Source organism: Endozoicomonas sp. PH6C (assembly GCF_059322965.1).
In genome coordinates this window covers 2,576,615-2,598,340 of record NZ_CP185342.1, presented here as the reverse complement: position 1 = coordinate 2,598,340, position 21,726 = coordinate 2,576,615, and the positions used below count along the sequence as shown (strand labels likewise).

The following is a 21,726-nucleotide window of genomic DNA, read 5'->3' as shown; positions in this document are numbered from 1 at the left end:
GAATGAAGGGGGCAAGCCCCCTTGGTGAATGATTATTTTTGTCCCCACGGTGGTGCGGCGTACTGAGTTGCTGGGTGAGGCGCTTGTTGAGCGGGGGCTGGATTGTGGGCGGGTGTCTGCTGCTGAGGTGCTGGAGCACTCTGCATTGTCTGGCCACCCACATTGATCCATTTTTTCACTTCATTTTTAGGGCCGTAGCCCGGATCATTCTTAACCACCACCCGAATCCGAACTACTTGATTCAATAGTTGATCAGTGTCGCTGATCATGGGCTGGCCGATAGCGTGAGCGATCCGGCTTAGCTCCTTCCTGCCGATTTCCTCTGCCTTGGGACTACGATTTTCAATATTGTGTTGTGACCAGAGTTTCCGACTCTCATACTGCCCTTCCATAATGGTGTAGGTCAGCTTCACCATACGACCGCCCGTTTTGGTATTTTCCAGCGACGATTCAGTGATCATGGTCAGGTACTCGCCAGCCGGTAATGGCTCAAACTCATCGGTTGGATCGTAGTCACCAGCGTTAAAACCTAACTGTGCCATGGGTAATCTCCTTGTTTATTGGCTTGAGTTATTGGTCAGTGCGTCACTAAATGCCTGCCAGTTCAGGGGGAGTTCTGCCGGCAGACCATAGCGATTTTTGGCAACGAAACTCGGACGAGCTTCGGTATAGAGGTAGCGTTGGCCAGTGCTGATGCCACGGGTTTTCACCTTATTGAAACCGCCTTCTTCCTTCTCAATGACGGTTTTGTAATCCGCGAACATCACACAATCGACGGATTCCTGGATAAGGTCGCTGGCACGTTTATGGAGTTTGATCTGGTAGCGGTCATAACTGTCGGTCATCGGGCTTTCAAACCGCTTGATCTCCGAATGGGCAATCAAGATGAAGGCGATACCCTTTTCATTACGCAGGGCATCCAGACCTTCCAACAGCTGGCGCCACAAATCCAGCGCCAGAAGAAAGCCCTTGCCGTAACCGAAGTCCTCAACAGACTGGTAACGCTCACCTTTTGGCCCCACATAGGTTTCACACAGATGCTGCCAGACCAGCGGTTCCAGATGGTCGAGGCTATCGATAATGACGGTTTGATAGTTGTGTTCGGACGTATACAAAGCAGAAAGCGCATCCAGCACATCCTGAAATGAGGTCATCATGGGGAAAGCATCTACCTCTAACTTTCCCAAACCATCCTCAGTCTGAATAAAGATAGGATTAGGCGCACCACAACCTAATGTAGTTTTGCCGACACCGGCTGGGCCATGCACCACAATGCGTGGAGCTTTAATACCAGAGGAACGGCTAATGGATTCCAGGGAGATGGCCATCACTTCACCTCCAGTCGTTCATATTTCACGGCTACTTTCTTGGGTTTGGTGGTAATGGCCTCCGCCACCATGTTGTAGTGGGCGGGATCAAGACCCCGCAGGCTTTTCAACTGGCGGGTATCTACCTCCAGTTTGGTTCTGACCACTTTTTCAGCAATATGAGTTGGGAGCCGGTTTTTCAGTGTTTGCCACTTCTCTACATCTAATGCGCGGGTGAAGCCCGAGACGGTGGTGACTTTGTAGTAGTCACCCTTTACGGAGTAGCTGCCCTCATCTTTTACACCCACGAACTCACATAACTGCTGTTCAATCGTCAGGCGGTGGTCCTTTGCCTGCTGTTCAGCTTGCTTGGCCAGCTCTAACTCGTAGGCGAGTTTGTCCAGCCGTGAAGCATCATTGCTTTCGGTCATCGCAATTTCCTATTGTTTAGCGGGAGGGGTGGAACTCAGTCAGTCACTGAGCAGCTCGCTGAGTTCCGGGATGGACGTCACCGCCACTTGCTGATCATTGGTCAGATCAATCAGTAACTCCCCGAGACGAAAACGACGGGGGATGACTGTCAGCTGATTGGCTGGCACTTCTGAATCATTGAGTTGGCGGTTGTAGTCCTGGATCACATCAAGCAGAGCCTCAACAGCGGACTGAGACTCGGAATGGACAGCGGTGATTTCTTGAGAGAGGCGTTGGGCTTCACCGTGTAGCGAAACCACTTGTTCTGCAAGTGTGCTGATTACATCCTGAACAGCTGAAAAATCCGTTTTGTTCATGACTGATTAGGCGATCTGTTATTTATTGTTAAATACAGACTGCCTATCAGATAGTAGAATGTCAATGTTTGTTTAATATTTTGTAGTGATCTGTTTTAGTATTGCTTGACCATAGTAAACGTTCCGATCACTGTGCCGTGATACTTCAGGCTTTCTACCTGCAAGCGAGGTGAATTGGGGTTGAGGAACACCACGGTATCCTGACCGTTGACCCGTTCATAGATGCCGAGCATGATCTCTTTATCTTCCAATACACAGATATTGCCTTCTTTCATAGGCAGTTTGGGATCAACGTAAATCATACTTCCAGTGGGAAAAGTGGCACCAGAGCGACCTTGACTATCCATGGCACTACCACGCACTTCCAGAGCGTAACTCATTGGGCTGCAAGGAACAGGGCAGAACATCAATGTCGTATTTTCATGGCAGGCATTCTCATCCATCCAGCGGTTAATGGCTTCATAGGACAGCACGGGTACGCCGCGCCCTTCAGGCTTATTAATGTCACTTCCCTTGGCCAGGTACTCTTTGGGAACGTCCAGTGCCGCAGCAATCTTGTACTGAATTTTGGCTACATTGTAATCGGTGTAGTTGCTGGAATCCCCGAGCCAGAGAGAGATGGTGGCGCGGGTAACACCCAGTGCTCTGGACAGGTCCGATTGTGACATTCCTCTTTCTGCCAGTAACTCTTTGGTGCGCTGCTTCCAATTCACGTTTCTTTTCCTTATTGGTTTTGGCAAATATTGACGAACTGTTGTCTATAACCATTATGGGGAAAAAATAGCGCCTTAAACATACTGTATAAATAGCCAATATTTTATTAAACATTTATTGACAATTTAAACAAGCAAATTCAATAATTTGATTTCCATAACTTCCAAAAGGAACCGGAAGATGGTGATCAAACGAGAACCTACGCAACCGAAAACCCCGGGGCAGTTGATCCGGGCCTATCGCCTTGAACGGGGCATCAGCATGGAGCAGATGGCGGAATTCCTCTGCTGCTCAAAAGGCGAACTCTCCCAGATAGAGAATGGTCATAAGTCCATTTCCCGCATGAAGCAGTTGCTCTGGTCCTGCATGGTGCCGCACTGGACGCCTGAGATGCTGCAATCCGTCAAGCCCCGCTCATAAACCCCGTATTGCATAACAAATAAAAAGGAACTCATTGTATGGAAGCGAGCTTGCCCAACACCGCAACAGAAGCCTGGAAACTGAACGAAGCCGGTTTATCCATTGTCCCGCTCGGCTCTCCATTTGAAGAACCTCCTGCCTGGTTTGTCGATGGCCGTTGTTCTGGGGATAAAGAGAAAGCAAAAACTGAATGGCCAAAAGCCCCCCGGTTTCGCTGGAAGCAATACCAGGAAGAAGCACCGGATGACAGTGCCATCGAGAACTGGATCAAACTCTACCCACACACCAATTGGGCAGTAATCACCGGATATGGTGTCGTAGTCGTCGATGCAGACAGTGCTGAAGCGGTGCAGTTTATCGAAGAAGGCGCCATTACCCGCACACCATTAAGAGCCATCACCAGTAAAGGCAAGCACTACTACTTTCAGGTCAATTCGGACTATCCCGTTCATAACTCCGTGAGAAAGAACAAAATCGATTTGCGGGGCATTGGCGGTTATGTAGTGGCTCCCGGCAGTACCCATGCTGACGGTACGCTTTATCAGTGGGAAACGGATGGGTATATGGATATAGCCGACCTTCACGATCTGCCTATGCTCTCCCCGGATGATATTGCCACCATCAATGGTTTTAATGGCCAGGCTGCTGAAGAAAGACCAACGGGTAATCTGGGGTTCTCTACTGATCAGTACCCATTACCACACGACGGAAGTAATCTGGCAGAAGGTCAGGGTCGCAATAATGCCGCCGCCAGTATGGCCGGACAGTTGCTGCGCCAGAATTTCTCTCTCAGGGAAGTGAAGGCAATCCTTGATCAATGGAATCAGTCCAATCATCCACCCTTGTCTGATGCAGAGCTGAATACCACGATTGCCAGCATTTCCTGCACCCATAACAACAATAACCCCGGTTCGTCTATTCTTGTTGAGCCACTGCCCGTTACTAAACCTGAGTTTGCCTTCAGCCATGTTAAAGAATTGGTCAAGGGCGTGAAGCCGATTAACTGGCTTATCAAGGGCTTTCTGGAAATGGACAGCTTGTCACTGATGTTTGGTGAGCCAGCCTGCGGTAAATCCTTTTCTGCCATCGATCTGGCGTGCTGCGTTGCTACAGGCAAAGACTGGCATGGCAAGCCGGTCAAACGTCCGGGGCCCGTGTTCTATATCGCAGGAGAAGGCTTTAATGGTCTTTCCCGGCGTTTAATGGCATGGCAGGTATCCCATGGTTACAACCTGCGTAATGCCCCGATTTATATCAGCCAGTGCGCTGCCTCCCTCACGGACCTGGGTAATGCCCGGCTGGTCAGTGCCAGCATTGAGGAAATTGTGGAAGAAACCGGGGGTGTAATTCCCTCCATGATTGTTATTGATACTCTGGCGAGAAACTTCGGCCCTGCTGACGAGAATGCCACCAAGGAGATGAATACCTTTATCAACCACATCGACCAATTGCTCCGGGCCAAGTATTCCTGCAACGTGCTGATCGTTCACCATACAGGAGTTGGTAGTAAGGATCGGGCTCGTGGTAACAGTGCTCTCAAAGGTGCACTGGATGCTGAGTATGCAGTGGTGAAATCAGACGACGAAATCACTATAACCGCCAAGAAGATGAAGGACGCAGATGAACCAGACCCCATCAAATTTCTGTTTCACCCTGTCCGGCTGCCCTTCGTGGATGAGGAAGGTGAGCCTCAATACAGCTGTGTTTTAAAGCATTATGACCCGAATATGACCGACGGGTTCAAATCCAAAAATGCCCCTGAAAACCGGATTGGAGAGCGTCAGGTCAAAATTATTGAAGCCCTGAATCGCCTAATTGAAAACGCACAGGAGACTCTTCATAAAAGTGGTCGTGATCCGTTGAATGCTCGGATAGAACTTCAAAACCTCAAGGATGATTGCTATGAGCAAGGTTTTATCTGTTCCAAGCACTGGCGGAGAACCATCGATACGATGATTTACCGGGGCTTTTTAGCGGTTGATGCGCCTTTTGTTACGGTCACTGAAAAGGGGCAGGAGGCAATCAAAAGTGACTAGTCAAACTGATCAAAATCTAACCAAAAAAGTACCCCCTACTGGCATTTTTTAGATGGCCTTATATTTTAACCCCCTCCATCCCCCTGGACCCCTTTATTTTCAAGGCCTCCAGGTAGGTTGATGCCTTTAGCCGACCCACACCCCCCACCCCGCTCTCTCCTTTAGGAGAGCGGAGGTAAAAGGGGGAGGGGCGAGGGAAGCATGGCGAAAGCATAAGGGCGGGAGGTTCAAGAGACAATTTCAAGGATAAGAAGAGAAGAAAAGTTATGGACAAAATTATTATAGGAATTGATCCGGGGCTTACGGGAGGTATAGCAGTTCTGGACAGTCAGAATAAGGAACTCATCAAATTGGAAGATATGCCCATTATCCCTGAGGGAGGAAAGAAAAAAGTAAGCGGTCATGGCCTGATGAAAATCATTGGTGGCTATTCCCGGCAACAGGTAGAGATGGTCTATCTGGAAAAAGTAGGAGCAAGACCCGGACAAGGCGTGGTCTCCATGTTCAATTTTGGCCGTTCCTATGGCGCTGTGGAAGCCGCTGTCAGCTTAATGGGTTTTCCTCTGACCTATGTGACTCCCCAGCGTTGGAAACGCTCTGCAGGTCTGATGGGTGCTCACAAGGATGCCTCTCGGGGAAAAGTGTTAGACCTCTATCCAGAGGCCGATGTTCATCGAAAAAAAGACAATGGTCGTGCTGATGCTGTGCTCATTGCCCGATATGGAGACTCAGCATGAAATTCTATTCAGCAAGACAGGCTATTCACGATGCCTATGCCATTCACTTTACCAGCAAAGGGTTTGAGGCTAATCCGTTGGCATTTCGGGCTGGTAGTCAATCGAGCAAGTTGGACAACAACCTGCTGATCTGCAATGCCGTGGAAGCTGGTAAGGTGATAGCGGCAGTGGAAAACCTTGATGAGCCATTTCGTTCCTGGGCAAAGTGGGCGTACGGGCCAAGAACGGAGCACTGGTTACCTGAGCAAAGACGTTTCTTTGAATGGTTGGAGCAGGATGTTACAGAGAAACTGGCGGAGAGTGAGCGGGATTATCGGGAGGCGACACAACAGAAGATCAGAGATGTGGTGGCCTATACCGTTCTGGATTATCGGAGTTATGTGACTAATGGTCGGCATCTCTACCCTGTCAGTTTGGTGATAAAAAAATGTCGGATTTGTCGGCAGAATTGGAGGCGTGATTTCCAAATTTGGCATGAATATTACTGGGCTCTATGCGATAAAGACTTGGATAGAGAAGCTTTAGTTGCTATCAGGCTGGATTCAACCAATAAGCAAAGCTCCATTATCTATTGATGTTGTTATTGAGATGTAACAGTTTAAATCATATATTGGTTCGAATAATTTTAAGCAAGGAAAGGATAACAGTGAAACCAATAAAAATTCTGTTCTTTATGGTATTTTCAGCTCTGATATTGACAGGTTGTGGCTCTACCTCAAAACGAGGTTATACCAATCCTAATTTTTCGCTGTCAGAGGTTGATCGTATTGCAGTCTTGCCGTTTGATGGTGTTCCAGATGCCAATACTGCTGCGGATATGATCGCAATGGTCATAGCAAATAGAGATGTTTTTGATGCTGTAGTTGATCGCGCTCAGACAGGCGCAATTGTTTCTGAACATCGTTTACCTTCAGAATTGCTTGATGAAAATACAATAATTGCCAAGAAGAGATTGATAAATGCTGATGCCCTCTTAAAAGGGAGGGTAACACGCTTTGCACAGGGCGAAGCTCAATTCCCATTAGCCACGCCTACAAAAATAGCAATGTCTCTGAAACTGATTAGTGCTGAAACAGGACAAACAATTTGGACGCAATTATACTCCAAATCTTCAGCTACCAGGGGGGTGTTAGCTCCAAGCGTAGATGAAATGATGATTGACATGGCAGAGGAAATTGCAAACGATTTAGCTGATCTAAAATAGCATTATCTGTAAGTTGAACTTGCCAATGATTACTGAATAGGGCATAGTTTCTCAAAATGCAAAACCTCACCCAGAAATGGCGTGGGGTTTTTTATTGCCCCAATTTTTTCCCTGTGCAGGACGCACTCATGACTGACCTCTCCGACCGTCTGGATCGCATCGATGTGAAGCTGGACAAGCTGAGCGAGGCAGTATCCCAGCTTGCTCGGATTGAAGAGCGTATCGCCCACCAAAACGACAATATGAATCAGCTGGATTCCAAACTGAGTGAGATGGAAGCCCGGATCAGAGCACTGGAACTCCAGGGCAGTTCCCGTGGTGTCCTGTTGGCCGGTATTGAACGACTTGGCTGGTTGGTTGTGTCTGCACTGATTGGCCTGGTGGCCTTCTTTTTCAAAAAATAGCCTTCAGGAAATGAAGCGATGATTCCAAGGACGGAAACTAATTTCATTGTGATTCATTGCTCGGCAACCCGGGCAGATCAGGAAGTCACAGCAGTCGATATCCGACGCTGGCATGTGGAAGAGAATGACTGGCTGGATATCGGCTATCACTGGATTATTGAACGGGATGGCAAGCTTCAGCATGGCAGACATTCTCAGGTTCAGGGTGCTCACGTTCGAGGTCATAACCATGAATCCATTGGTATCTGTATGGTGGGTGGCATCAACCAAAATGGCGAACCGGAAGATAACTTCACATCTGCCCAGTGGTTGATGCTGGAAATGTTGGTTGAATCTTTACAGCTGCGTTATCCAGAGGCTCAGGTCGTTGGCCATTACTATTTCACGCCTTACAAAACTTGCCCGAACTTTGTCGTTGAGCACTGGCTGGAGACTATCAAATGAGCTGGGCTGCTGCTATTCCGGTCTTAAGTAAAGTTATTGAGCGAATCATTCCTGATCCTGACAAAGCGGCCCAAGCTAAAAACCAACTGGTGGATATGGCGGTCAAAGGGGAGCTGGATGAACTGGTTCAGCGTGCCGGGGTTATCAAGGCTGAGGCTCAGGGTGATGGTTGGCTACAACGATCCTGGCGTCCCATTGTGATGCTGGTATTTACTGCCCTGATCGTCGCTCGCTGGCTTGGCTGGTCGGCACCGGATTTATCAGAAGCGGTTGAACTTAAACTGTTCTCTATCGTTCAGTTGGGTATTGGCGGGTATATCGCCAGCCGGGGCATTGAGAAGGTGGCAGACAAAATAAGGCGCTAAGGATGGCAGCGAAAAAATACAAAATGTTGGACCGTAAGGTCAGCGAACTGATTCCGTATATTAACAACTCCCGGGTTCACGATGAAGAGCAGATCATCCAGATTTGTTCGTCTATCAAGGAGTTTGGCTTTACCAATCCAGTGTTGATTGATGAGGAAAATGGTATTATTGCTGGCCATGGTCGTTTGATGGCAGCGAAGAAACTGAATCTCAAAACCGTTCCCTGTATCGTGCTTGCTGGTTTGTCTGAGGCCCAGAAGAAGGCTTACGTCATAGCGGATAATTCCATAGCTCTGAACTCAAGCTGGAATATGGACGTACTATCCAGGGAAGTCGAAGCCCTGCAAGCGGAAGACTTTGATCTGAATCTGCTCGGTTTTAAAGACGATTTTATAGTAACGCTCTTTGATGATCCTGCCCCTGAACCAGAGCAGAAACCCAATGGTGAGGAATACACCGAAATCTTCAATATCCTGGTAGAGTGTGACAACGAAGTCCATCAGCAGGAAATCTACGACGAACTGACACAAAAGGGACTGAAATGCCGAGTTCAAAGTTTGTAGTGGAGTCCGCTATCAAGCCTTCTTTCCGCACTGAGAAAGTCAAAGGGATGTTTGATATTGATATGCAGTCCGTCAAAAAGGAGTTTGACGTTGATATTCCCATTGAGGACAAACCGTGGAATATCGGCCTGATCGTTGGTGCCAGTGGTTCCGGTAAGACGACCATTGCCAGAGAAGTCTTCAAGGACTTTGAACTGTTCTCAGGGTTTGACTGGTCAGATCGCTCCGTAGTGGATGATTTCAGTGAGGACCTGAGCGCCAAGCAAATTACCGAATCTCTAAGCAAAGTGGGTTTTTCTTCGCCCCCGGATTGGCTGAAGCCGTTTGCGGTACTCTCCAACGGCCAGAAGATGCGAGCCGAACTTGCCAGGCTAATATTGGAATCCGATAAGCCCGTCATCTACGACGAGTTCACTTCGGTGGTGGATCGACAGGTGGCCAAGATCGGCAGTGCTGCTATCCAGAAGTTTATCCGAAAGGAGGACAAGCAGTTCATTGCGGTCAGCTGTCATTACGACATTGTGGAGTGGTTGCAACCGGATTGGGTCTATGACTGCAACAAGCATACCTTCAAACGGAGGCGTCTTCGGCGACCCGAAATCCGCATCGATGTCCGCAAAGCCGACCAATCAGAGTGGCCATTATTTAGGCCATTTCACTATCTGAGCAGTGTTCACAATCGTTCTGCCCATAAATACATTGCTGAAATTAACGGTGAACCTGTGGGTTGGTGCAGCGTCTTGCACTTTCCTCATCCGAGCAATAAGAAGCTGAAACGACTGCACAGAACGGTGGTATTGCCCGATTATCAGGGCCTGGGGATTGGCTTTCAGTTGCGCTGCTATATCTGCGAGTTGTACCGGAAACAGGGTTACAAGGTGAATACCGTCACCACGTCGCCTGCCTTGATCCATGCCATGAACAAATCGGACCGTTGGATAATGACTCGCAAGCCGGGGCGAGTCGGCATGCCTGCCCAGTCGATATTAAGCAAGCACTCGTTTGATCGGTTGACCTGTTCATTTCAATATGTGGGTAAAGATTAAACATCATATAGGCTCGTTACTACGTCGATCTGGCGGGTCATTCGATCATCGCAATAGGGTACATAATCAATATTGAAAACGTCGAATGGTGACGATTTACCGGTGTTTAGTGATGTTCCGATAGTGCAGGAATAATCATCAAACTCAAAAAAGCAGGCATTATCGCCTGCTTCGTTATAGGTTGATTGGTTGATTAAATGCGGAATACCTCCTCATCCTTTTTGCCTCCGTTTTTAAAGCATTCAGACAGATCATCAACAGCGGATTTCAAAGCGCTGGTAATGGCGGTAGATTGGGCTTCGGTGTACTCATATTTGTCATCGTTGGCCAATGATGAAATGGATTTCAATATCCGAAGAGCTTTGGGTACACGGATGTTTGCCAGTTCAGCAAACTTTTCAGAGTCGGACTTTTTAGTTTTCTTTTCAGTGCTTTTATTAGCCATGGTTTTATCTCCTTTTGCGTTCTTTTTATCAGTAGTTTTAGCGGTATTTTTATTAGTAGCCATGATGTTTCTCCTTTGCGTTGTTTAATGTTTTTACACTTTAACTATGGGTGATCTGCCGTATATCTCAAACTTTATTCTGCTTTTTAAATCTCTCTATATGGTTGATATAACAATGTTTTTTTCAGTAGGTAACGGCTTTCAAACTGTCAAATTAAAAACAACGTGGGTCCCTGCAATGTTTAACTTTTTGCGGGTACGAACGGGCGCGGTTTTTCGTTAGTGGCAAGTCTGAAAACGAGGTATACCCTTGGTATACTTTTTGGCATTAACCTGCTGATAATTAACAAGAAATCCCGGTTTTAAAAATGGCGCAACAGGTATACTTTTTTGTTCGAACTGGCGCCATCCGTGGCGTTTGAGTTACTGTCGTTTCTCCAGCCATTGCTGAATCGTTAACTCTCTGGGAAGGCGCTGCTTAAGCCAGTCATCAATTAGCTGTTCTAACAGATTTCTGAATTGGCTTTCATCAGGAAAATCCCAGGGCTCAAATTCCGGGTGCTGCTCACACAAGGCAATCCAGAGTTGAGCGGCCAGCATTTCAGAGACTTCATAATCAAATACTCCGGGAAAGCCTTCTTCGTCATTTTTTGATTGTTCGATCTCACTGATGATCTGGCTATAACGGCAAAGGTTATAAATCAGTTCCAGCTCCCCATCCCCAAACAATTCTGCCGGTGTGCGGGTCTGGTCACTTAATTGATCCAGAATTCCGGCACAGGAATAGTAATGAGTGATCAATTGGGCTTCATTATTCATGGTTGTTTTTCTTCGTCGTTAATAATCGATGGCCAGCATAATGGTCAGCACCCGGATGGTTTTGGTTAAATCCGAAGCATCTTCAGAGCCGTGTTCCATATCCGGGGCGTAATAATCAAATTTTGCAATGATCCACTCATTTTCGAATTTGAAGCGGAAACAGTCGTGCTCGCCATAGGGATCATTCTGCTCATTGAACTGATTAAATTCGGCAATGGCTTTCAGCAAACCGACTTTGTTTTCAATGGTATGTTGCAGGTTAGCGGTCATCATGATTTCAAACCGGCAATTGATCAGAGCAAGACTGTTTTTTACCTCCAGATTCACCAGTGACTTTCGCACTGCATCATTTAACGTGGCAATTTCGTTCATAAGTACATCCTTTATTGATTCATTTTTTGTTGTCGCAGTAGCTCTATAGGGGATGGCCACGATAAGTCGAGAAAATTTAAGATGAATGCCCATATTGAATGAGATGGCTGTAGGTATGACTTCCCATGGCACTGATTTCACAAGCGGAATTTGCCAGACAGCAAGGCTTTACCAAAGGCTATGTCACCAAGCTGATCAAAAAAGGGATTGTGAAACTGAAAAATGGCAAGGTGGATTCAGTGCAGGCACAGCAGGCCATGAAAGCCAATGCTGATCCAGTAACGCTTATCCGTTCCGATCAATCCACCGACCTTGCACCCACACAACCAGGAGCCGTTGACTTTGTGACTGCCCGCACTATGCGGGAAGCGTTCAAAGCCAAGATGGCTAAGCTGGAGTATGAGGAAAAAAGTGGCACCCTGACTGATGCAGCAAAGGTAAAGCAGGATGCTTTCAAGGCGGGGCGGATTATAAGGGATGGACTGCTGGCCATTCCTGATCGAATGGCGGATGTGCTTGCGGCAGAGGATGATCCAAGAAAAGTCGGGGAGCTACTTCAGGAAGAGTTGGAAGCGATACTCAATGAACTCACTTGATGACAAGGTAATAAAGCTTATTAAGAAAGACCTCAGATTTATGGAAGTAAAACAAGGAAAAACGAATAACTCATAAGTATGTCTATACTTAGAAAAAAATCAAGTCAAGGGCTGTATATATGCCGGTTAATCAGATTCGAACTGCAGACAATAGTAAATTACAGGAAATAAACCCCGATAATTTTGATCCAAAATCACCTGCCCAAAATGGAGAAGCTGAACGACTGGCATTTTCTAGGACCGTGAAAGCCCATGATGGCGATAAACAAGTCAAGCATAATAAGTCACTTGAAATATTTGAAAATACAACTAAAGCTGTTTCAATTAGAGATTATTCCCAAATTAATACTTATTTAAAAAAACACTCACCACCTTTTAAAACGTGCTCTAATGCTGCTGTTGTTTGTTCATATCTGGAAAATAAATTGCCAATTTCCGATGAGGAAATGCATGCAATATCTACTAATAACTTGCGCAGTGAAGCACGAATGAGGAAGCAGCTAAGCAATCACTTCAAAGTGTCAAGAGTTTTATTTGATTCTGAAAAAAGTACTGAAGAAAACATCAATTCAATCAAAGGTGACTGTGGTTTAATTGTCAGATACACCCACAACGATATAGCACATACAGAATTCATTAGTGCTGACAGGTCTTTAGTTTCAACTGCTTTAGAGTGGGGTAAAAACCACGAGAGAAAGTCATATATTACTACACCTGCAAACAAAAATGCTTGGTACAATATGTGTAGAGGTAGAGGGTATTTTAATGGAGATAAGTGGATAAAATTTGATCGACTTTACGAAGGTGTTGGAATTGAAATATTTAAGTTAGAAATGAAATGAATATGAAATATTTTTGTGTGAACAGAATGCATTTATCTCAAGGCTTTTTATTATTATTTTTGTTGCAACAAAATACTATTAATTAGTTGTTAAAGTTGTAAGGATTCATATAGCGACTTTCTGTTGCGTCTGATTTTTCAAAAAAATTAAATACTCTATGAACAGCCCCTATCTTTCAGGCTTTTTTGCTGGTTTAAAACCAGACACTCGCCTGAGCGTTTCCGAGTGGGCTGACCAGAAACGAATTCTTCCTGCCAAAGCCACCAAAGAAGCAGGTCGCTGGCGAACTTCCCGCACACCGTATCTGAAAGAGATCATGGATTGCCTGTCGCCATCGTCGCCTGTTGAGCAGGTGGTATTTATGAAAGGTGCCCAGGTAGGCGGCACTGAATGTGGCAATAACTGGCTGGGCTATGTGATTGACCATACGCCGGGTCCCATGATGTATGTGCTGCCCACGCTGGATATGGCAAAGCGAACCTCCAAGCAGCGCATTGCTCCGATGATCGATGAAATGCCTGATCTTCGGGAGAAGGTAAAAGATCCACGGAGCCGTGACAGTGGCAATACATTGCTGACCAAAGAGTTTCCCAATGGTGTGCTGATCTTTACCGGAGCCAACTCAGCGGCAGGGTTGCGCTCGATGCCCGCCCGTTTTCTCTTCATGGATGAGGTAGATGCCTACGACGATGATGTGGATGGCGAAGGCAGTCCTATCAATCTGGCGATCAAGCGAACAGCCACTTTTAGCCGTAACCGTAAGATATTGATGGTCAGTACGCCCAATATTGCAGAAACCAGCAAGATTGAAGCGGCTTATGAAAGCAGTGATAAACGACGCTATCTGGTTCCCTGCAATAGCTGTGGACACTACCAACCGATCGTCTGGGCTCAGATCATCTTTGATAACCATGATCCGGCAACCACTCGGTTTGAGTGTGTGCAGTGTGGCCACAAGCATTATGAAAAAGACAAACCCAAACTGCTCACTAATGGCCATTGGCAGGCTGAAACTGAAAAGAGTAGCAAGGTAGCCGGTTTTCACCTGAGTTCGCTCTACAGCCCTAATGGCTGGTACAGCTGGCAAAATGCAGTAGAGGACTTTCTCGCCGCCAAAAGTAACCCGGTACAGTTCAAGGACTGGACCAATACTGTTCTCGGTGAGACATGGACGGAAAGAGGTGAAACGGTAGAACATACCTTGCTCTACCAGCGAAGGGAACATTACCCGGCAGAGTTGCCTTGGTGGGTGGAGATACTGACGGTTGGCTGTGATGTCCAGGATGACCGCTTTGAGTTTGAAGTGACGGGTTGGGGAGCTGGAGAGGAAAGCTGGTCTATTGATTATGTCCGTTTATACGGTGACTTATCCCGTCAGCCAATATGGGATGCCCTGACGGATATGCTGCACAAAACTTACACCCGGCAGGATGGCATCAAAATGAATGTAGCTCAGGTCTGCATTGACTCTGGTGGTCACTACACCGATGAGGTGTATGCTTTCTGTCGTAAGCAAGGAGCCGATTGGGCAATTCCAGTTAAGGGTTCATCTCAGGCTGGCAAACCTATCGCCACATTTCCCAAAACCAAAAACAAGAAAGGGGTCTACCTGACATTGGTCGGCACCGATACTGCGAAAGAGCTTATCTATCAGCGTTACCGAGTTTTAGAGCCCGGGCAGGGTTACTGTCACTGGCCAGTCAAGGATTGCTTTGATGAAGATTATTTCAAACAGGCCACTGCAGAAGAAAAGATAAAGAAGTACCGGCTCGGTGTGCCCTACTTTACTTGGGATGCCAAGAACCGCAGAAATGAAGCGTTGGATTGTAGGGTCTATTCGCTGGCAGCAATCCGTATCCTCCAGCAGCACCGAGGTATCAACCTGGAATTGCTCGCTAAAGGTCGACCAGCACCAGAAGATACGCCTGATCCAGAATTAGAAGAAACCAACAACAAGCCAAAAGCAGTTCGCCGTTCATCCCGCAGCTCCTATCTTCAGAGATAACCTCCATGATTACTGAGGCAGAATATCAGGCCCTGAAACGGGCAGTGCTTTTGCGTGAGACCCGTACTGTGGAATTTGAAGGCCGCCGGGTTGAATACAGCAGCTTCGCCGAAATGGAAAGGCGATTGCAAGCCATTGAGCGTGAATTGATTAAACAACAGAAACGGCCAAAGCAATACGGCATCTATTCATCCAAGGGAGTTTGAGCATGGGATTGCTCACCAACCTTTTTCTTCGTTTCAAAAACTCAGCCTACACCGCCGCGGGCATGGGACGACGAGCCAAAAGCTGGTATGCACCAGGACTTTCCCCGAATACCGCACTCACTGCTGATCTGTCCAAACTGATTAACCGTTCCCGGGCAGCAATCCGCAATGACCCCTGGGCCAGCAGTGGTTTGGAAAAGCTGGTCAGTAATGTGATTGGTCGTGGCATTACGCCCAAATCTCTGGTGGACGACGACGGTTTACGGATACAGCTGCAAAACCTCTTTCTGCAATGGTCCGATGAATCGGATGCTGATGGTTTGCTAAGTTTCACCGGACAGCAATCGCTGATTACCCGCGCCATGTTTGAAGGTGGTGAGTGTTTTGTCAGGCTTCGTCCCCGAAGGCCAGAAGATGGGCTATCCGTTCCCTTGCAACTTCAGGTGCTGGAATCCGAGTTTGTCCCCATCAGCTATAACGAGACATTAGACAATGGCCATGTGATTAAGGCCGGGATTGAGTTCAATAAGTTGGGTCAGCGGGTGGCTTACTACTTTCACCGGGAGCATCCAGCTGAGTTTGCTTTTGACAGCACCAAGCTGGTCAGGGTGAAGGCCGAAAATGTGCTTCATATATTTGAAGCCCTGCGTCCGGGACAATTGAGAGGCCAGCCATTGCTGACTCAGGTATTAGTCAGACTCTACCATCTGGATAAATTTGATGATGCCACGCTATTACGACAGGAAATAGCCAACCTGTTCACCGGTTTTATTAAGAAACCATCACCAGAACAAGACCCCATTGATCCTCTGACTGGCAAGCCGTTGGTCTTTGGCGACAATGGTCTGCCCATGGTGGCAATGGAACCTGGAACCATGCAAGAACTGGCACCGGGTGAAGAGGTCGAGTTCAATAACCCGCCGGGTACCGCCGCAGACTACCCCAATTTTATGAAACAGCAGTTAATGGCGATTGCCGCAGGTATTGGTCTGCCCTATGAACTGCTTTCCGGCGATATGGCTGGAGTCAGCGATCGGGCACTGCGTCTGATCATCAATGAGTTCCGCCGTCGCATCCAGCAGATTCAGCATAACCAGATCATCTTTCAGTTCTGCCGGCCAGTCTGGAATCGCTGGCTGGATATGGCGGTGCTTAATGGCTCAGTATCCATTCCTGACTATGGCAATCAACCAAGAAACTATCGTCGTGTGAAGTGGATTGCTCATGGCTGGCCGTATATGCATCCAGTTCAGGATATGCAGGCACAGAAAATGGCAGTGCGCTCTGGTTTCAAGTCCCGTTCCGAAGTGGTCAGCGAGCTGGGTTTTGACAGTGAGCAAATGGATGGCGAAATTGCCGCTGATAATCGCCGGGCAGATGGCCACTCATTAAGATACGACAGCGATGGCCGTGACCCGGAAAACAATAAAGCTTCCAATCAACCAGAAAAGGATGACAGGGATGAGTCATAGTCGACAGTGGTACACCTTTAAGAATGAAGCGAATCAGACACCAGAGCTGTTTATCTTTGATGATATTGATGACTGGTACGGCGTTTCGGCACAGAGTGTGGTGGATCAAATCCGCAATCTGGATGCCACAGAGATCAATGTCCGCCTCAATAGTCGGGGCGGAATGGTGTTTGAAGGTATTGCCATCTATAACGCTCTGCGTCTGCATAAAGCCAATATCCATGTCACCATCGAAGGGTTGGCGGCCAGCATTGCCAGTGTCATTGCCATGGCCGGAGATACTATCACCATCGCTGAGAATGCCATGATGATGATCCATAACCCCTATGGCTGGGCACAGGGCGACGCGGAAGCCATGCGAAAAACCGCCGATGTTATGGATAAGATCGCCGACAGTATTGCCGTCTCTTACACTGCCCGAACCGGGAAAACCATTGAGGAAATGAAAGCCCTGATGGATAGCGAGACTTGGTACACGGCAACTGAAGCAATGACTGCAGGCTTGGTTGATCAGGTGGATACTCCCATCAAGGCTGCTGCCCGGTTTGATGTTTCCATGTTCAGTAATGCACCGGACAGCTATGGACCAGCTCAAGGTCAGACAGAACCAGTTAAGCCGCAACCTCAACTTGATTCTGTGGCTATTGCAGATCTTTGCAGTCAGGCTGGTTATCCAGAAAAAACCTCTGCAATTCTTAAAGCGTCACTGTCGGAAGATGAAGTCAAGGTTCGACTCGCCAGCTATGACCAGATTAAGAACCTCTGCCAGACAGCAGGCTTCCCAGATAAAGCTGCGGATTTCATAAGAGACGATCTATCAGTATTCGACGTTCAAAATACCCTGTTTGAACTAGTGACCGCTGAAGATGAACCCATCAATACAGCCCTTACCCCACAGCAGCAGGGCTTAAAGCAAACCACTGTCGCTATTGATACGCAGGCTATTTACAGCCGACGCAACAGAGCATAACCCCTCCATATAAATCCTCAAAAAAGGACTTTAACGATGAGTGTAAAAACGGAATCGGTCTACACCGGTGAATTTCTCGTGTCTGAAGGAAACAACACCATTAGTCGTGAGCAGGTCCCACTGGCTGCGAACCTGACGATGGAGCCTGGAACTGTGGTCGGCAAGGCTTCTGCAGATGGTATCTACAGCCCTCTTGATCCTGCCGCAGCGGATGGCACCGAAACCGCTGCGGGCATTCTCTACGCTGGCAAAGTGACGGATGCCTCGGGTGCTGATGGTGTCATTATCGCCCGCCTGGCAGAAGTAGTGGACAGCCTGCTGATCTGGCCTGCCGGTATCACCGATGAGCAAAAGGCAACGGCCGTGGATCAACTGGCCGGGCTGGATATTATCCTGCGCACCGAATAACCCGTCCTGATTTTTCTGCTGTAACTCTTTCTTCACACATTCCTATTTCCGTTATCAAGGAGCGAGAACATGCTGGATATTTTTAATGACGATGCATTCAGCCTTACCAGTCTGACCGCCACCATCAATGAGATGGACTACAAGCCTGGTCGTCTTGGGCAACTGGGACTCTTTCAAGAGAGCGGTATCAATACCACAACCGTCGTGGTGGAAAGCATTAACGGTGAACTCCGCTTGCTGCCATCGACCGAGCGAGGCGCACCGGCGACTCAGGCTATTGGCGATAAACGTCAGCTGCGTAGTTTTGTTGTGCCCCATATTCCTCACGACAGCACTATTCTTGCTGCCGAAGTGCAGAATGTCCGTCAGTTTGGCAGTGAAGATGCCATGCAGGGTGTTCAGGCCGTCGTTAACCAGCGTTTACAAAAGATGAACGCCAACCACGAGGTGACGCTGGAGTTTCTGCGTATGGGTGCCCTCAAGGGTGAAATCCTGGATGGCGATGGCAGCACCATACTCTACAACCTGTTTGATGAGTTTGGTGTCACTCAGCAGACCCATGACTTCAAGTTCAGCAGCACTACCACGGATGTTCGAGCCCAGGGCGTCAAAGCCCGTCGTCTGGTTGATGATGCTTTGGGTGCATTACCCTACAGCGGCCTCCATGCATTCTGTGGCTCTGACTTCTTTGATGGGCTGGTTGGTCACAAGTCGGTCAAAGAAGCTTATCAACGTTGGCAGGATGGCGAAGCACTGCGTATCGATCCCAAGGGCCGATTCCGTTTTGCCGATATTGATTGGGAGGAATACCGGGGTTCAGTGGGCGGCAAAGATTTTGTCGCAGCCAATGAAGCGTACCTTTACCCAACGGGTGCAGATATCTTCAGAACCTGGTTTGCACCGGCAGACTTTGTCGAGACCGTCAACACCATCGGCCTGCCACGCTATGCCAAGCAGAAGGTAATGGATTTTGAGAAAGGCGTGATTGTTCATACCCAGTCTAATCCGCTGCCAATCAATCTACGACCACGGGCAGTCATCAAACTGACCATGAGCTAAGAAAGGAGACTGCTCAAATGGATGAAGCATTCAAAGTGATGGATCACACCCTTCTTTCAACTTTTGGGCAGTCGGTTTTACTGACGCTTTCTGATCAGTCATCTCTGGAAACTCGGGGCATTATCAGCAGGGAACTGGTGGAACTTGGCCAGTATGAAGCTGTTCAGGGTGAAGTCACCGTTCTCTCAGTAGATAGTGCTATCCGGCTCAAGCGTGGCGATACCCTGTCGGTCAATGGTCAGGTTTATGAGGTGGATCGCAAACTAAAAGACGATGGCTATTTAGCAAAATGGAATATCTATGCTCATTGAACAGGAAGTCAGTGGTGACATTGAAGCGTTAACCAAACTGTTCAAAGACTCACCGAAAAAAACTGAGCAAGCTATTCAAAGGGCGTTGACCAAGTTAAGTCGCTGGGCTGAACGTCAGGTATTACGGGATTTATCCCGGCAACTGAACCTATCACAAAAACAAATTAAAGCACTGAACCGGATTGTCGTACGCAGCAACAGAACCCCAGGTAAGGAACGTTATATGACGGTCTGGATTGGTACCAACCCAGTGGGAGCCCATCGCTTTGGCAATCCAAGGCAAACCCGCCAAGGCATTCAGGTTGGCAGTCGTTTTTGGCAAGGCAGTTTTTTGTTGCAACCGCACAATACCGATAAAACTCTGGTTTTTCAGCGCCAGGCAAACTGGCAGCACCGTTACCAGCAATCCAAACGCTCTGGCCGCTGGATGTGGATGGGCTTACCGCTGGAAAAGCAAACCGTACCTATCGAAGCGAAGGCCGAAGCGTCTTTGAAAAAACTGGGCCCAGTGCTGTTGGATCGTTTTGCTGAACTGCTTTATCAGGAATTGAATTATGCCTTCAACGTTGAATCCTGAACGACAGATTATTGAGAGTCTGTTATCGCATCTACAGCAGGTTTCTGAAAATACCCTCCTTGGTTATTCAGCTACAGGTCAGGAACAGGATTTAGACCTCCCGGCCATACTGGTGCAGTTGGAATCCATCAATGAAGAACAACGACAGGGCCAACGAGCCAAGTACCGGATGGAATTCAATATCAGTGCCGTGGCCAAAACCAACAAGGATACGACTTACACACTGCTGAATTTAACCCGCTCTATCCGTGAGCTATTCACCACTGGGCAACGCTTCACTCCAGAAGCCCGAAATATCAGCTTCAGTGAAACCCGGTTTGATATTGCCCCAAGCAATGCCCATCTTTCGTTTGCTGACTTGCAGCTACACATTGAAGTCGTCGTTTAATAACAATCCAATGCCATCTGCTCCAGCGTCGCCAAGTCAACCATTTCAAGCGCTGCCATATTGGTCGCAGCCAGGTAAACCGGCGGAGCGACACCTGCCTTATGAGCCTCCACCCAGCGACTTACGCACAGACACCAACGGTCACCGGCTTTCAGGCCGGGAAAGCCAAACGCAGGATTAGGTGTGATGAGGTCGTTACCTTTGGACAGGGAAAATTGCAGGAACTCATCGGTCATCCGGGCGCAGACCGTATGACTGCCGGAGTCCTGTGGACAGGTATGGCAATATCCGTTCCGAAAGAAGCCAGTCATTGGACTCAGACAACAAACCTCTAACTGTCTACCAAATACATTGAGCTGTTCAAACAGCATTTCTAACATGTAAAACCCTCCCATGATTAACCCATGGCCTACAAGATAGGAGAAAAACCATGTCTACGATGGACCGCAGTTTTATTGGTGCCGGAAGCATCTACCTCAAACCTGCCGATGACACCGCACCTCTGTTGCCGGTTGGTAACGTCAGCGAGTTCAAGTTCAGTTTTGAAGAAGATAAAAAGGAACTGAAAAACTACCTGGGCGGTGGCGGTAACCGAAACACTATCAGCCGGATCTCGTCTATTTCTGCCAGCCTCACTGCCCACGACTTTACGGCAGATAATCTGGCTATGGCGCTACGTGGATCAGCTACAGCCGGATCAACCACGGCAGTTACCGATGAACCCCACACGTCTTTTGGTGTGGCTGATGAATTGATTCCGTTCGATAAAATGCCTGACCTGACCAAAACCATTACGGTTAAAGACAGCCTGAGTACCACTCTGGTCGCAGGCGTTGACTACACACTGACCAAGGCCGGAATCAAAGTCGTTGCAGGCGGAGGTATTGATAACCTTGGTATTACAGTCAGCTATACGCCACTGGCTTCTGATATGGTGCAGGCTTTGATCGAATCCGGAAAGGAGTTCGTGCTGTTCATGGAAGGCCTGAACGATGCACAGGATGGCAAGGCATTTAATATCCGTGTGCATCGGGTGAAGTTTTCCCCAGTGCAGAATCTGGATTTTATTTCCGATGATTTTGCCAGTATTCCGCTGGAACTTGATGTGCTGGCAGACAGCACCATCACTGTCTCTGGCTTGAGCACATTTATGCAAATTGATCTCGCGCAGTAACTCCCTTATCTATAAAGCCTCGTTTCCGGGGCTTATTTCTCTATAAAAAAAGAC

At 47.8% G+C, this 21,726-nt stretch carries 31 protein-coding genes; 22 read left to right on the top strand and 9 right to left on the bottom strand.

What is annotated here, in order from left to right; all coding sequences use genetic code 11:
- Positions 1-32 precede the first annotated feature (32 nt).
- From ACOMG9_RS09870 to ACOMG9_RS09850, 5 genes are all read right to left on the bottom strand, one after another.
- Positions 33-542, bottom strand: a complete 510-nt coding sequence (locus ACOMG9_RS09870) for a DUF669 domain-containing protein (protein ID WP_494530186.1) — start codon at positions 540-542, stop codon at positions 33-35.
- 15 nt (positions 543-557) lie between these two features.
- Positions 558-1,328 (bottom strand): ATP-binding protein, encoded by a 771-nt coding sequence (locus ACOMG9_RS09865; RefSeq protein WP_494530185.1) that lies wholly within the window; start codon positions 1,326-1,328, stop codon positions 558-560.
- Complete coding sequence (locus ACOMG9_RS09860; RefSeq protein WP_494530184.1) at positions 1,328-1,738, bottom strand: DUF7173 family protein; 411 nt, start codon at positions 1,736-1,738, stop codon at positions 1,328-1,330. The genes ACOMG9_RS09865 and ACOMG9_RS09860 overlap by 1 nt, the downstream gene beginning before the upstream one ends.
- A 39-nt stretch (positions 1,739-1,777) precedes the next feature.
- On the bottom strand, positions 1,778-2,095 hold the full coding sequence (locus tag ACOMG9_RS09855) for a hypothetical protein (protein ID WP_494530183.1): 318 nt from the start codon (positions 2,093-2,095) through the stop codon (positions 1,778-1,780).
- 95 nt (positions 2,096-2,190) lie between these two features.
- Positions 2,191-2,808, bottom strand: coding sequence for a helix-turn-helix domain-containing protein (locus ACOMG9_RS09850; protein ID WP_494530182.1), 618 nt, complete (start codon positions 2,806-2,808; stop codon positions 2,191-2,193).
- A gap of 148 nt (positions 2,809-2,956) precedes the next feature.
- On the opposite strand from ACOMG9_RS09850, the gene ACOMG9_RS09845 reads away from it, so the two are divergent.
- From ACOMG9_RS09845 to ACOMG9_RS09800, 10 genes are all read left to right on the top strand, one after another.
- A complete protein-coding gene (locus ACOMG9_RS09845; RefSeq protein WP_494530181.1) occupies positions 2,957-3,229 on the top strand; it encodes a helix-turn-helix domain-containing protein in 273 nt (90 codons plus the stop codon).
- 38 nt (positions 3,230-3,267) lie between these two features.
- Positions 3,268-5,265, top strand: coding sequence for an AAA family ATPase (locus ACOMG9_RS09840; protein ID WP_494530180.1), 1,998 nt, complete (start codon positions 3,268-3,270; stop codon positions 5,263-5,265).
- 266 nt (positions 5,266-5,531) lie between these two features.
- Positions 5,532-6,002, top strand: a complete 471-nt coding sequence (locus tag ACOMG9_RS09835; RefSeq protein WP_494530179.1) for a hypothetical protein — start codon at positions 5,532-5,534, stop codon at positions 6,000-6,002.
- Complete coding sequence (locus ACOMG9_RS09830) at positions 5,999-6,577, top strand: bacteriophage antitermination protein Q (protein WP_494530178.1); 579 nt, start codon at positions 5,999-6,001, stop codon at positions 6,575-6,577. The genes ACOMG9_RS09835 and ACOMG9_RS09830 overlap by 4 nt, the downstream gene beginning before the upstream one ends.
- Before the next feature lie 71 nt (positions 6,578-6,648).
- Positions 6,649-7,206 carry an LpoB-related protein gene (locus ACOMG9_RS09825; protein WP_494530177.1) on the top strand — a complete coding sequence of 186 codons (558 nt, stop codon included), beginning with the start codon at positions 6,649-6,651 and terminating at the stop codon, positions 7,204-7,206.
- A 128-nt stretch (positions 7,207-7,334) separates the two neighbouring features.
- On the top strand, positions 7,335-7,610 hold the full coding sequence (locus ACOMG9_RS09820) for a hypothetical protein (protein WP_494530176.1): 276 nt from the start codon (positions 7,335-7,337) through the stop codon (positions 7,608-7,610).
- Positions 7,611-7,628: 18 nt separating this feature from the next.
- Positions 7,629-8,054 carry an N-acetylmuramoyl-L-alanine amidase gene (locus tag ACOMG9_RS09815; protein ID WP_494530175.1) on the top strand — a complete coding sequence of 142 codons (426 nt, stop codon included), beginning with the start codon at positions 7,629-7,631 and terminating at the stop codon, positions 8,052-8,054.
- Positions 8,051-8,419, top strand: a complete 369-nt coding sequence (locus tag ACOMG9_RS09810; RefSeq protein ID WP_494530174.1) for a 3TM-type holin — start codon at positions 8,051-8,053, stop codon at positions 8,417-8,419. Before ACOMG9_RS09815 ends, ACOMG9_RS09810 begins: the two co-directional genes overlap by 4 nt.
- Before the next feature lie 2 nt (positions 8,420-8,421).
- Positions 8,422-8,982, top strand: a complete 561-nt coding sequence (locus tag ACOMG9_RS09805) for a ParB/Srx family N-terminal domain-containing protein (protein ID WP_494530173.1) — start codon at positions 8,422-8,424, stop codon at positions 8,980-8,982.
- Positions 8,961-10,028: a GNAT family N-acetyltransferase gene (locus ACOMG9_RS09800; RefSeq protein WP_494530172.1), complete on the top strand. Its 1,068-nt coding sequence runs from the start codon at positions 8,961-8,963 to the stop codon at positions 10,026-10,028. The genes ACOMG9_RS09805 and ACOMG9_RS09800 overlap by 22 nt, the downstream gene beginning before the upstream one ends.
- Positions 10,029-10,221: 193 nt before the next feature.
- Here ACOMG9_RS09800 and ACOMG9_RS09795 read toward each other — a convergent pair whose 3' ends face one another.
- The 3 genes from ACOMG9_RS09795 to ACOMG9_RS09785 all read right to left on the bottom strand — a co-directional run bounded on the left by ACOMG9_RS09795 (position 10,222) and on the right by ACOMG9_RS09785 (position 11,664).
- A complete protein-coding gene (locus ACOMG9_RS09795) occupies positions 10,222-10,536 on the bottom strand; it encodes a hypothetical protein (RefSeq protein ID WP_494530171.1) in 315 nt (104 codons plus the stop codon).
- 360 nt (positions 10,537-10,896) lie between these two features.
- Positions 10,897-11,292, bottom strand: a complete 396-nt coding sequence (locus ACOMG9_RS09790; protein ID WP_494530170.1) for a hypothetical protein — start codon at positions 11,290-11,292, stop codon at positions 10,897-10,899.
- 18 nt (positions 11,293-11,310) lie between these two features.
- Positions 11,311-11,664, bottom strand: a complete 354-nt coding sequence (locus ACOMG9_RS09785; protein WP_494530169.1) for a DUF3768 domain-containing protein — start codon at positions 11,662-11,664, stop codon at positions 11,311-11,313.
- 125 nt (positions 11,665-11,789) lie between these two features.
- Here ACOMG9_RS09785 and ACOMG9_RS09780 point away from each other — a divergent pair, with 125 nt between their 5' ends.
- The 11 genes from ACOMG9_RS09780 (at position 11,790) to ACOMG9_RS09730 (ending at position 20,498) form a co-directional block, all read left to right on the top strand.
- Complete coding sequence (locus ACOMG9_RS09780) at positions 11,790-12,260, top strand: hypothetical protein (RefSeq protein WP_494530168.1); 471 nt, start codon at positions 11,790-11,792, stop codon at positions 12,258-12,260.
- Between the two features lie 119 nt (positions 12,261-12,379).
- Complete coding sequence (locus tag ACOMG9_RS09775; protein ID WP_494530167.1) at positions 12,380-13,102, top strand: hypothetical protein; 723 nt, start codon at positions 12,380-12,382, stop codon at positions 13,100-13,102.
- Between the two features lie 157 nt (positions 13,103-13,259).
- Complete coding sequence (locus tag ACOMG9_RS09770; RefSeq protein WP_494530166.1) at positions 13,260-15,107, top strand: phage terminase large subunit family protein; 1,848 nt, start codon at positions 13,260-13,262, stop codon at positions 15,105-15,107.
- Between the two features lie 5 nt (positions 15,108-15,112).
- Positions 15,113-15,313: a phage head-tail joining protein gene (locus tag ACOMG9_RS09765; RefSeq protein ID WP_066015960.1), complete on the top strand. Its 201-nt coding sequence runs from the start codon at positions 15,113-15,115 to the stop codon at positions 15,311-15,313.
- A gap of 2 nt (positions 15,314-15,315) precedes the next feature.
- The gene (locus ACOMG9_RS09760) at positions 15,316-16,785 is read left to right on the top strand and encodes a phage portal protein (protein ID WP_494530165.1); all 1,470 of its coding nucleotides are present in this window, start codon (positions 15,316-15,318) and stop codon (positions 16,783-16,785) included.
- Positions 16,775-17,755: a head maturation protease, ClpP-related gene (locus ACOMG9_RS09755; RefSeq protein ID WP_494530164.1), complete on the top strand. Its 981-nt coding sequence runs from the start codon at positions 16,775-16,777 to the stop codon at positions 17,753-17,755. The genes ACOMG9_RS09760 and ACOMG9_RS09755 overlap by 11 nt, the downstream gene beginning before the upstream one ends.
- A gap of 36 nt (positions 17,756-17,791) precedes the next feature.
- Positions 17,792-18,163 (top strand): head decoration protein, encoded by a 372-nt coding sequence (locus ACOMG9_RS09750; protein ID WP_494530163.1) that lies wholly within the window; start codon positions 17,792-17,794, stop codon positions 18,161-18,163.
- A gap of 69 nt (positions 18,164-18,232) precedes the next feature.
- Positions 18,233-19,222, top strand: a complete 990-nt coding sequence (locus ACOMG9_RS09745; protein ID WP_494530162.1) for a major capsid protein — start codon at positions 18,233-18,235, stop codon at positions 19,220-19,222.
- Between the two features lie 17 nt (positions 19,223-19,239).
- The gene (locus ACOMG9_RS09740) at positions 19,240-19,533 is read left to right on the top strand and encodes a head-tail joining protein (RefSeq protein ID WP_494530161.1); all 294 of its coding nucleotides are present in this window, start codon (positions 19,240-19,242) and stop codon (positions 19,531-19,533) included.
- Entirely contained in the window at positions 19,523-20,110 is a 588-nt protein-coding gene (locus ACOMG9_RS09735) for a hypothetical protein (RefSeq protein WP_494530160.1), read from the top strand. Before ACOMG9_RS09740 ends, ACOMG9_RS09735 begins: the two co-directional genes overlap by 11 nt.
- Positions 20,088-20,498, top strand: a complete 411-nt coding sequence (locus ACOMG9_RS09730; RefSeq protein WP_494530159.1) for a phage tail terminator family protein — start codon at positions 20,088-20,090, stop codon at positions 20,496-20,498. Before ACOMG9_RS09735 ends, ACOMG9_RS09730 begins: the two co-directional genes overlap by 23 nt.
- On the opposite strand, the gene ACOMG9_RS09725 is transcribed toward ACOMG9_RS09730, so the two are convergent.
- Positions 20,495-20,878, bottom strand: coding sequence for a DUF2237 family protein (locus ACOMG9_RS09725; RefSeq protein ID WP_494530158.1), 384 nt, complete (start codon positions 20,876-20,878; stop codon positions 20,495-20,497). The two genes, ACOMG9_RS09730 and ACOMG9_RS09725, sit on opposite strands and share 4 nt — an antisense overlap.
- A gap of 50 nt (positions 20,879-20,928) precedes the next feature.
- On the opposite strand from ACOMG9_RS09725, the gene ACOMG9_RS09720 reads away from it, so the two are divergent.
- A complete protein-coding gene (locus tag ACOMG9_RS09720; protein WP_494530157.1) occupies positions 20,929-21,672 on the top strand; it encodes a phage tail tube protein in 744 nt (247 codons plus the stop codon).
- Positions 21,673-21,726: the final 54 nt, after the last annotated feature.

What these genes read in the sequence shown, in the direction of transcription:
- ACOMG9_RS09790 (WP_494530170.1), bottom strand. Translation starts at nt 11,292, where the DNA reads ATGAATAATGAAGCCCAATTGATCACTCATTACTATTCCTGTGCCGGA.
- ACOMG9_RS09745 (WP_494530162.1), top strand. Translation starts at nt 18,233, where the DNA reads ATGCTGGATATTTTTAATGACGATGCATTCAGCCTTACCAGTCTGACC.
- ACOMG9_RS09795 (WP_494530171.1), bottom strand. Translation starts at nt 10,536, where the DNA reads ATGGCTACTAATAAAAATACCGCTAAAACTACTGATAAAAAGAACGCA.
- ACOMG9_RS09740 (WP_494530161.1), top strand. Translation starts at nt 19,240, where the DNA reads ATGGATGAAGCATTCAAAGTGATGGATCACACCCTTCTTTCAACTTTT.
- ACOMG9_RS09765 (WP_066015960.1), top strand. Translation starts at nt 15,113, where the DNA reads ATGATTACTGAGGCAGAATATCAGGCCCTGAAACGGGCAGTGCTTTTG.
- ACOMG9_RS09865 (WP_494530185.1), bottom strand. Translation starts at nt 1,328, where the DNA reads ATGGCCATCTCCCTGGAATCCATTAGCCGTTCCTCTGGTATTAAAGCT.
- ACOMG9_RS09805 (WP_494530173.1), top strand. Translation starts at nt 8,422, where the DNA reads ATGGCAGCGAAAAAATACAAAATGTTGGACCGTAAGGTCAGCGAACTG.
- ACOMG9_RS09840 (WP_494530180.1), top strand. Translation starts at nt 3,268, where the DNA reads ATGGAAGCGAGCTTGCCCAACACCGCAACAGAAGCCTGGAAACTGAAC.
- ACOMG9_RS09800 (WP_494530172.1), top strand. Translation starts at nt 8,961, where the DNA reads ATGCCGAGTTCAAAGTTTGTAGTGGAGTCCGCTATCAAGCCTTCTTTC.
- ACOMG9_RS09835 (WP_494530179.1), top strand. Translation starts at nt 5,532, where the DNA reads ATGGACAAAATTATTATAGGAATTGATCCGGGGCTTACGGGAGGTATA.
- ACOMG9_RS09810 (WP_494530174.1), top strand. Translation starts at nt 8,051, where the DNA reads ATGAGCTGGGCTGCTGCTATTCCGGTCTTAAGTAAAGTTATTGAGCGA.
- ACOMG9_RS09750 (WP_494530163.1), top strand. Translation starts at nt 17,792, where the DNA reads ATGAGTGTAAAAACGGAATCGGTCTACACCGGTGAATTTCTCGTGTCT.
- ACOMG9_RS09770 (WP_494530166.1), top strand. Translation starts at nt 13,260, where the DNA reads ATGAACAGCCCCTATCTTTCAGGCTTTTTTGCTGGTTTAAAACCAGAC.
- ACOMG9_RS09820 (WP_494530176.1), top strand. Translation starts at nt 7,335, where the DNA reads ATGACTGACCTCTCCGACCGTCTGGATCGCATCGATGTGAAGCTGGAC.
- ACOMG9_RS09830 (WP_494530178.1), top strand. Translation starts at nt 5,999, where the DNA reads ATGAAATTCTATTCAGCAAGACAGGCTATTCACGATGCCTATGCCATT.
- ACOMG9_RS09780 (WP_494530168.1), top strand. Translation starts at nt 11,790, where the DNA reads ATGGCACTGATTTCACAAGCGGAATTTGCCAGACAGCAAGGCTTTACC.
- ACOMG9_RS09755 (WP_494530164.1), top strand. Translation starts at nt 16,775, where the DNA reads ATGAGTCATAGTCGACAGTGGTACACCTTTAAGAATGAAGCGAATCAG.
- ACOMG9_RS09775 (WP_494530167.1), top strand. Translation starts at nt 12,380, where the DNA reads ATGCCGGTTAATCAGATTCGAACTGCAGACAATAGTAAATTACAGGAA.
- ACOMG9_RS09785 (WP_494530169.1), bottom strand. Translation starts at nt 11,664, where the DNA reads ATGAACGAAATTGCCACGTTAAATGATGCAGTGCGAAAGTCACTGGTG.
- ACOMG9_RS09725 (WP_494530158.1), bottom strand. Translation starts at nt 20,878, where the DNA reads ATGTTAGAAATGCTGTTTGAACAGCTCAATGTATTTGGTAGACAGTTA.
- ACOMG9_RS09815 (WP_494530175.1), top strand. Translation starts at nt 7,629, where the DNA reads ATGATTCCAAGGACGGAAACTAATTTCATTGTGATTCATTGCTCGGCA.
- ACOMG9_RS09735 (WP_494530160.1), top strand. Translation starts at nt 19,523, where the DNA reads ATGCTCATTGAACAGGAAGTCAGTGGTGACATTGAAGCGTTAACCAAA.
- ACOMG9_RS09730 (WP_494530159.1), top strand. Translation starts at nt 20,088, where the DNA reads ATGCCTTCAACGTTGAATCCTGAACGACAGATTATTGAGAGTCTGTTA.
- ACOMG9_RS09860 (WP_494530184.1), bottom strand. Translation starts at nt 1,738, where the DNA reads ATGACCGAAAGCAATGATGCTTCACGGCTGGACAAACTCGCCTACGAG.
- ACOMG9_RS09870 (WP_494530186.1), bottom strand. Translation starts at nt 542, where the DNA reads ATGGCACAGTTAGGTTTTAACGCTGGTGACTACGATCCAACCGATGAG.
- ACOMG9_RS09855 (WP_494530183.1), bottom strand. Translation starts at nt 2,095, where the DNA reads ATGAACAAAACGGATTTTTCAGCTGTTCAGGATGTAATCAGCACACTT.
- ACOMG9_RS09720 (WP_494530157.1), top strand. Translation starts at nt 20,929, where the DNA reads ATGTCTACGATGGACCGCAGTTTTATTGGTGCCGGAAGCATCTACCTC.
- ACOMG9_RS09760 (WP_494530165.1), top strand. Translation starts at nt 15,316, where the DNA reads ATGGGATTGCTCACCAACCTTTTTCTTCGTTTCAAAAACTCAGCCTAC.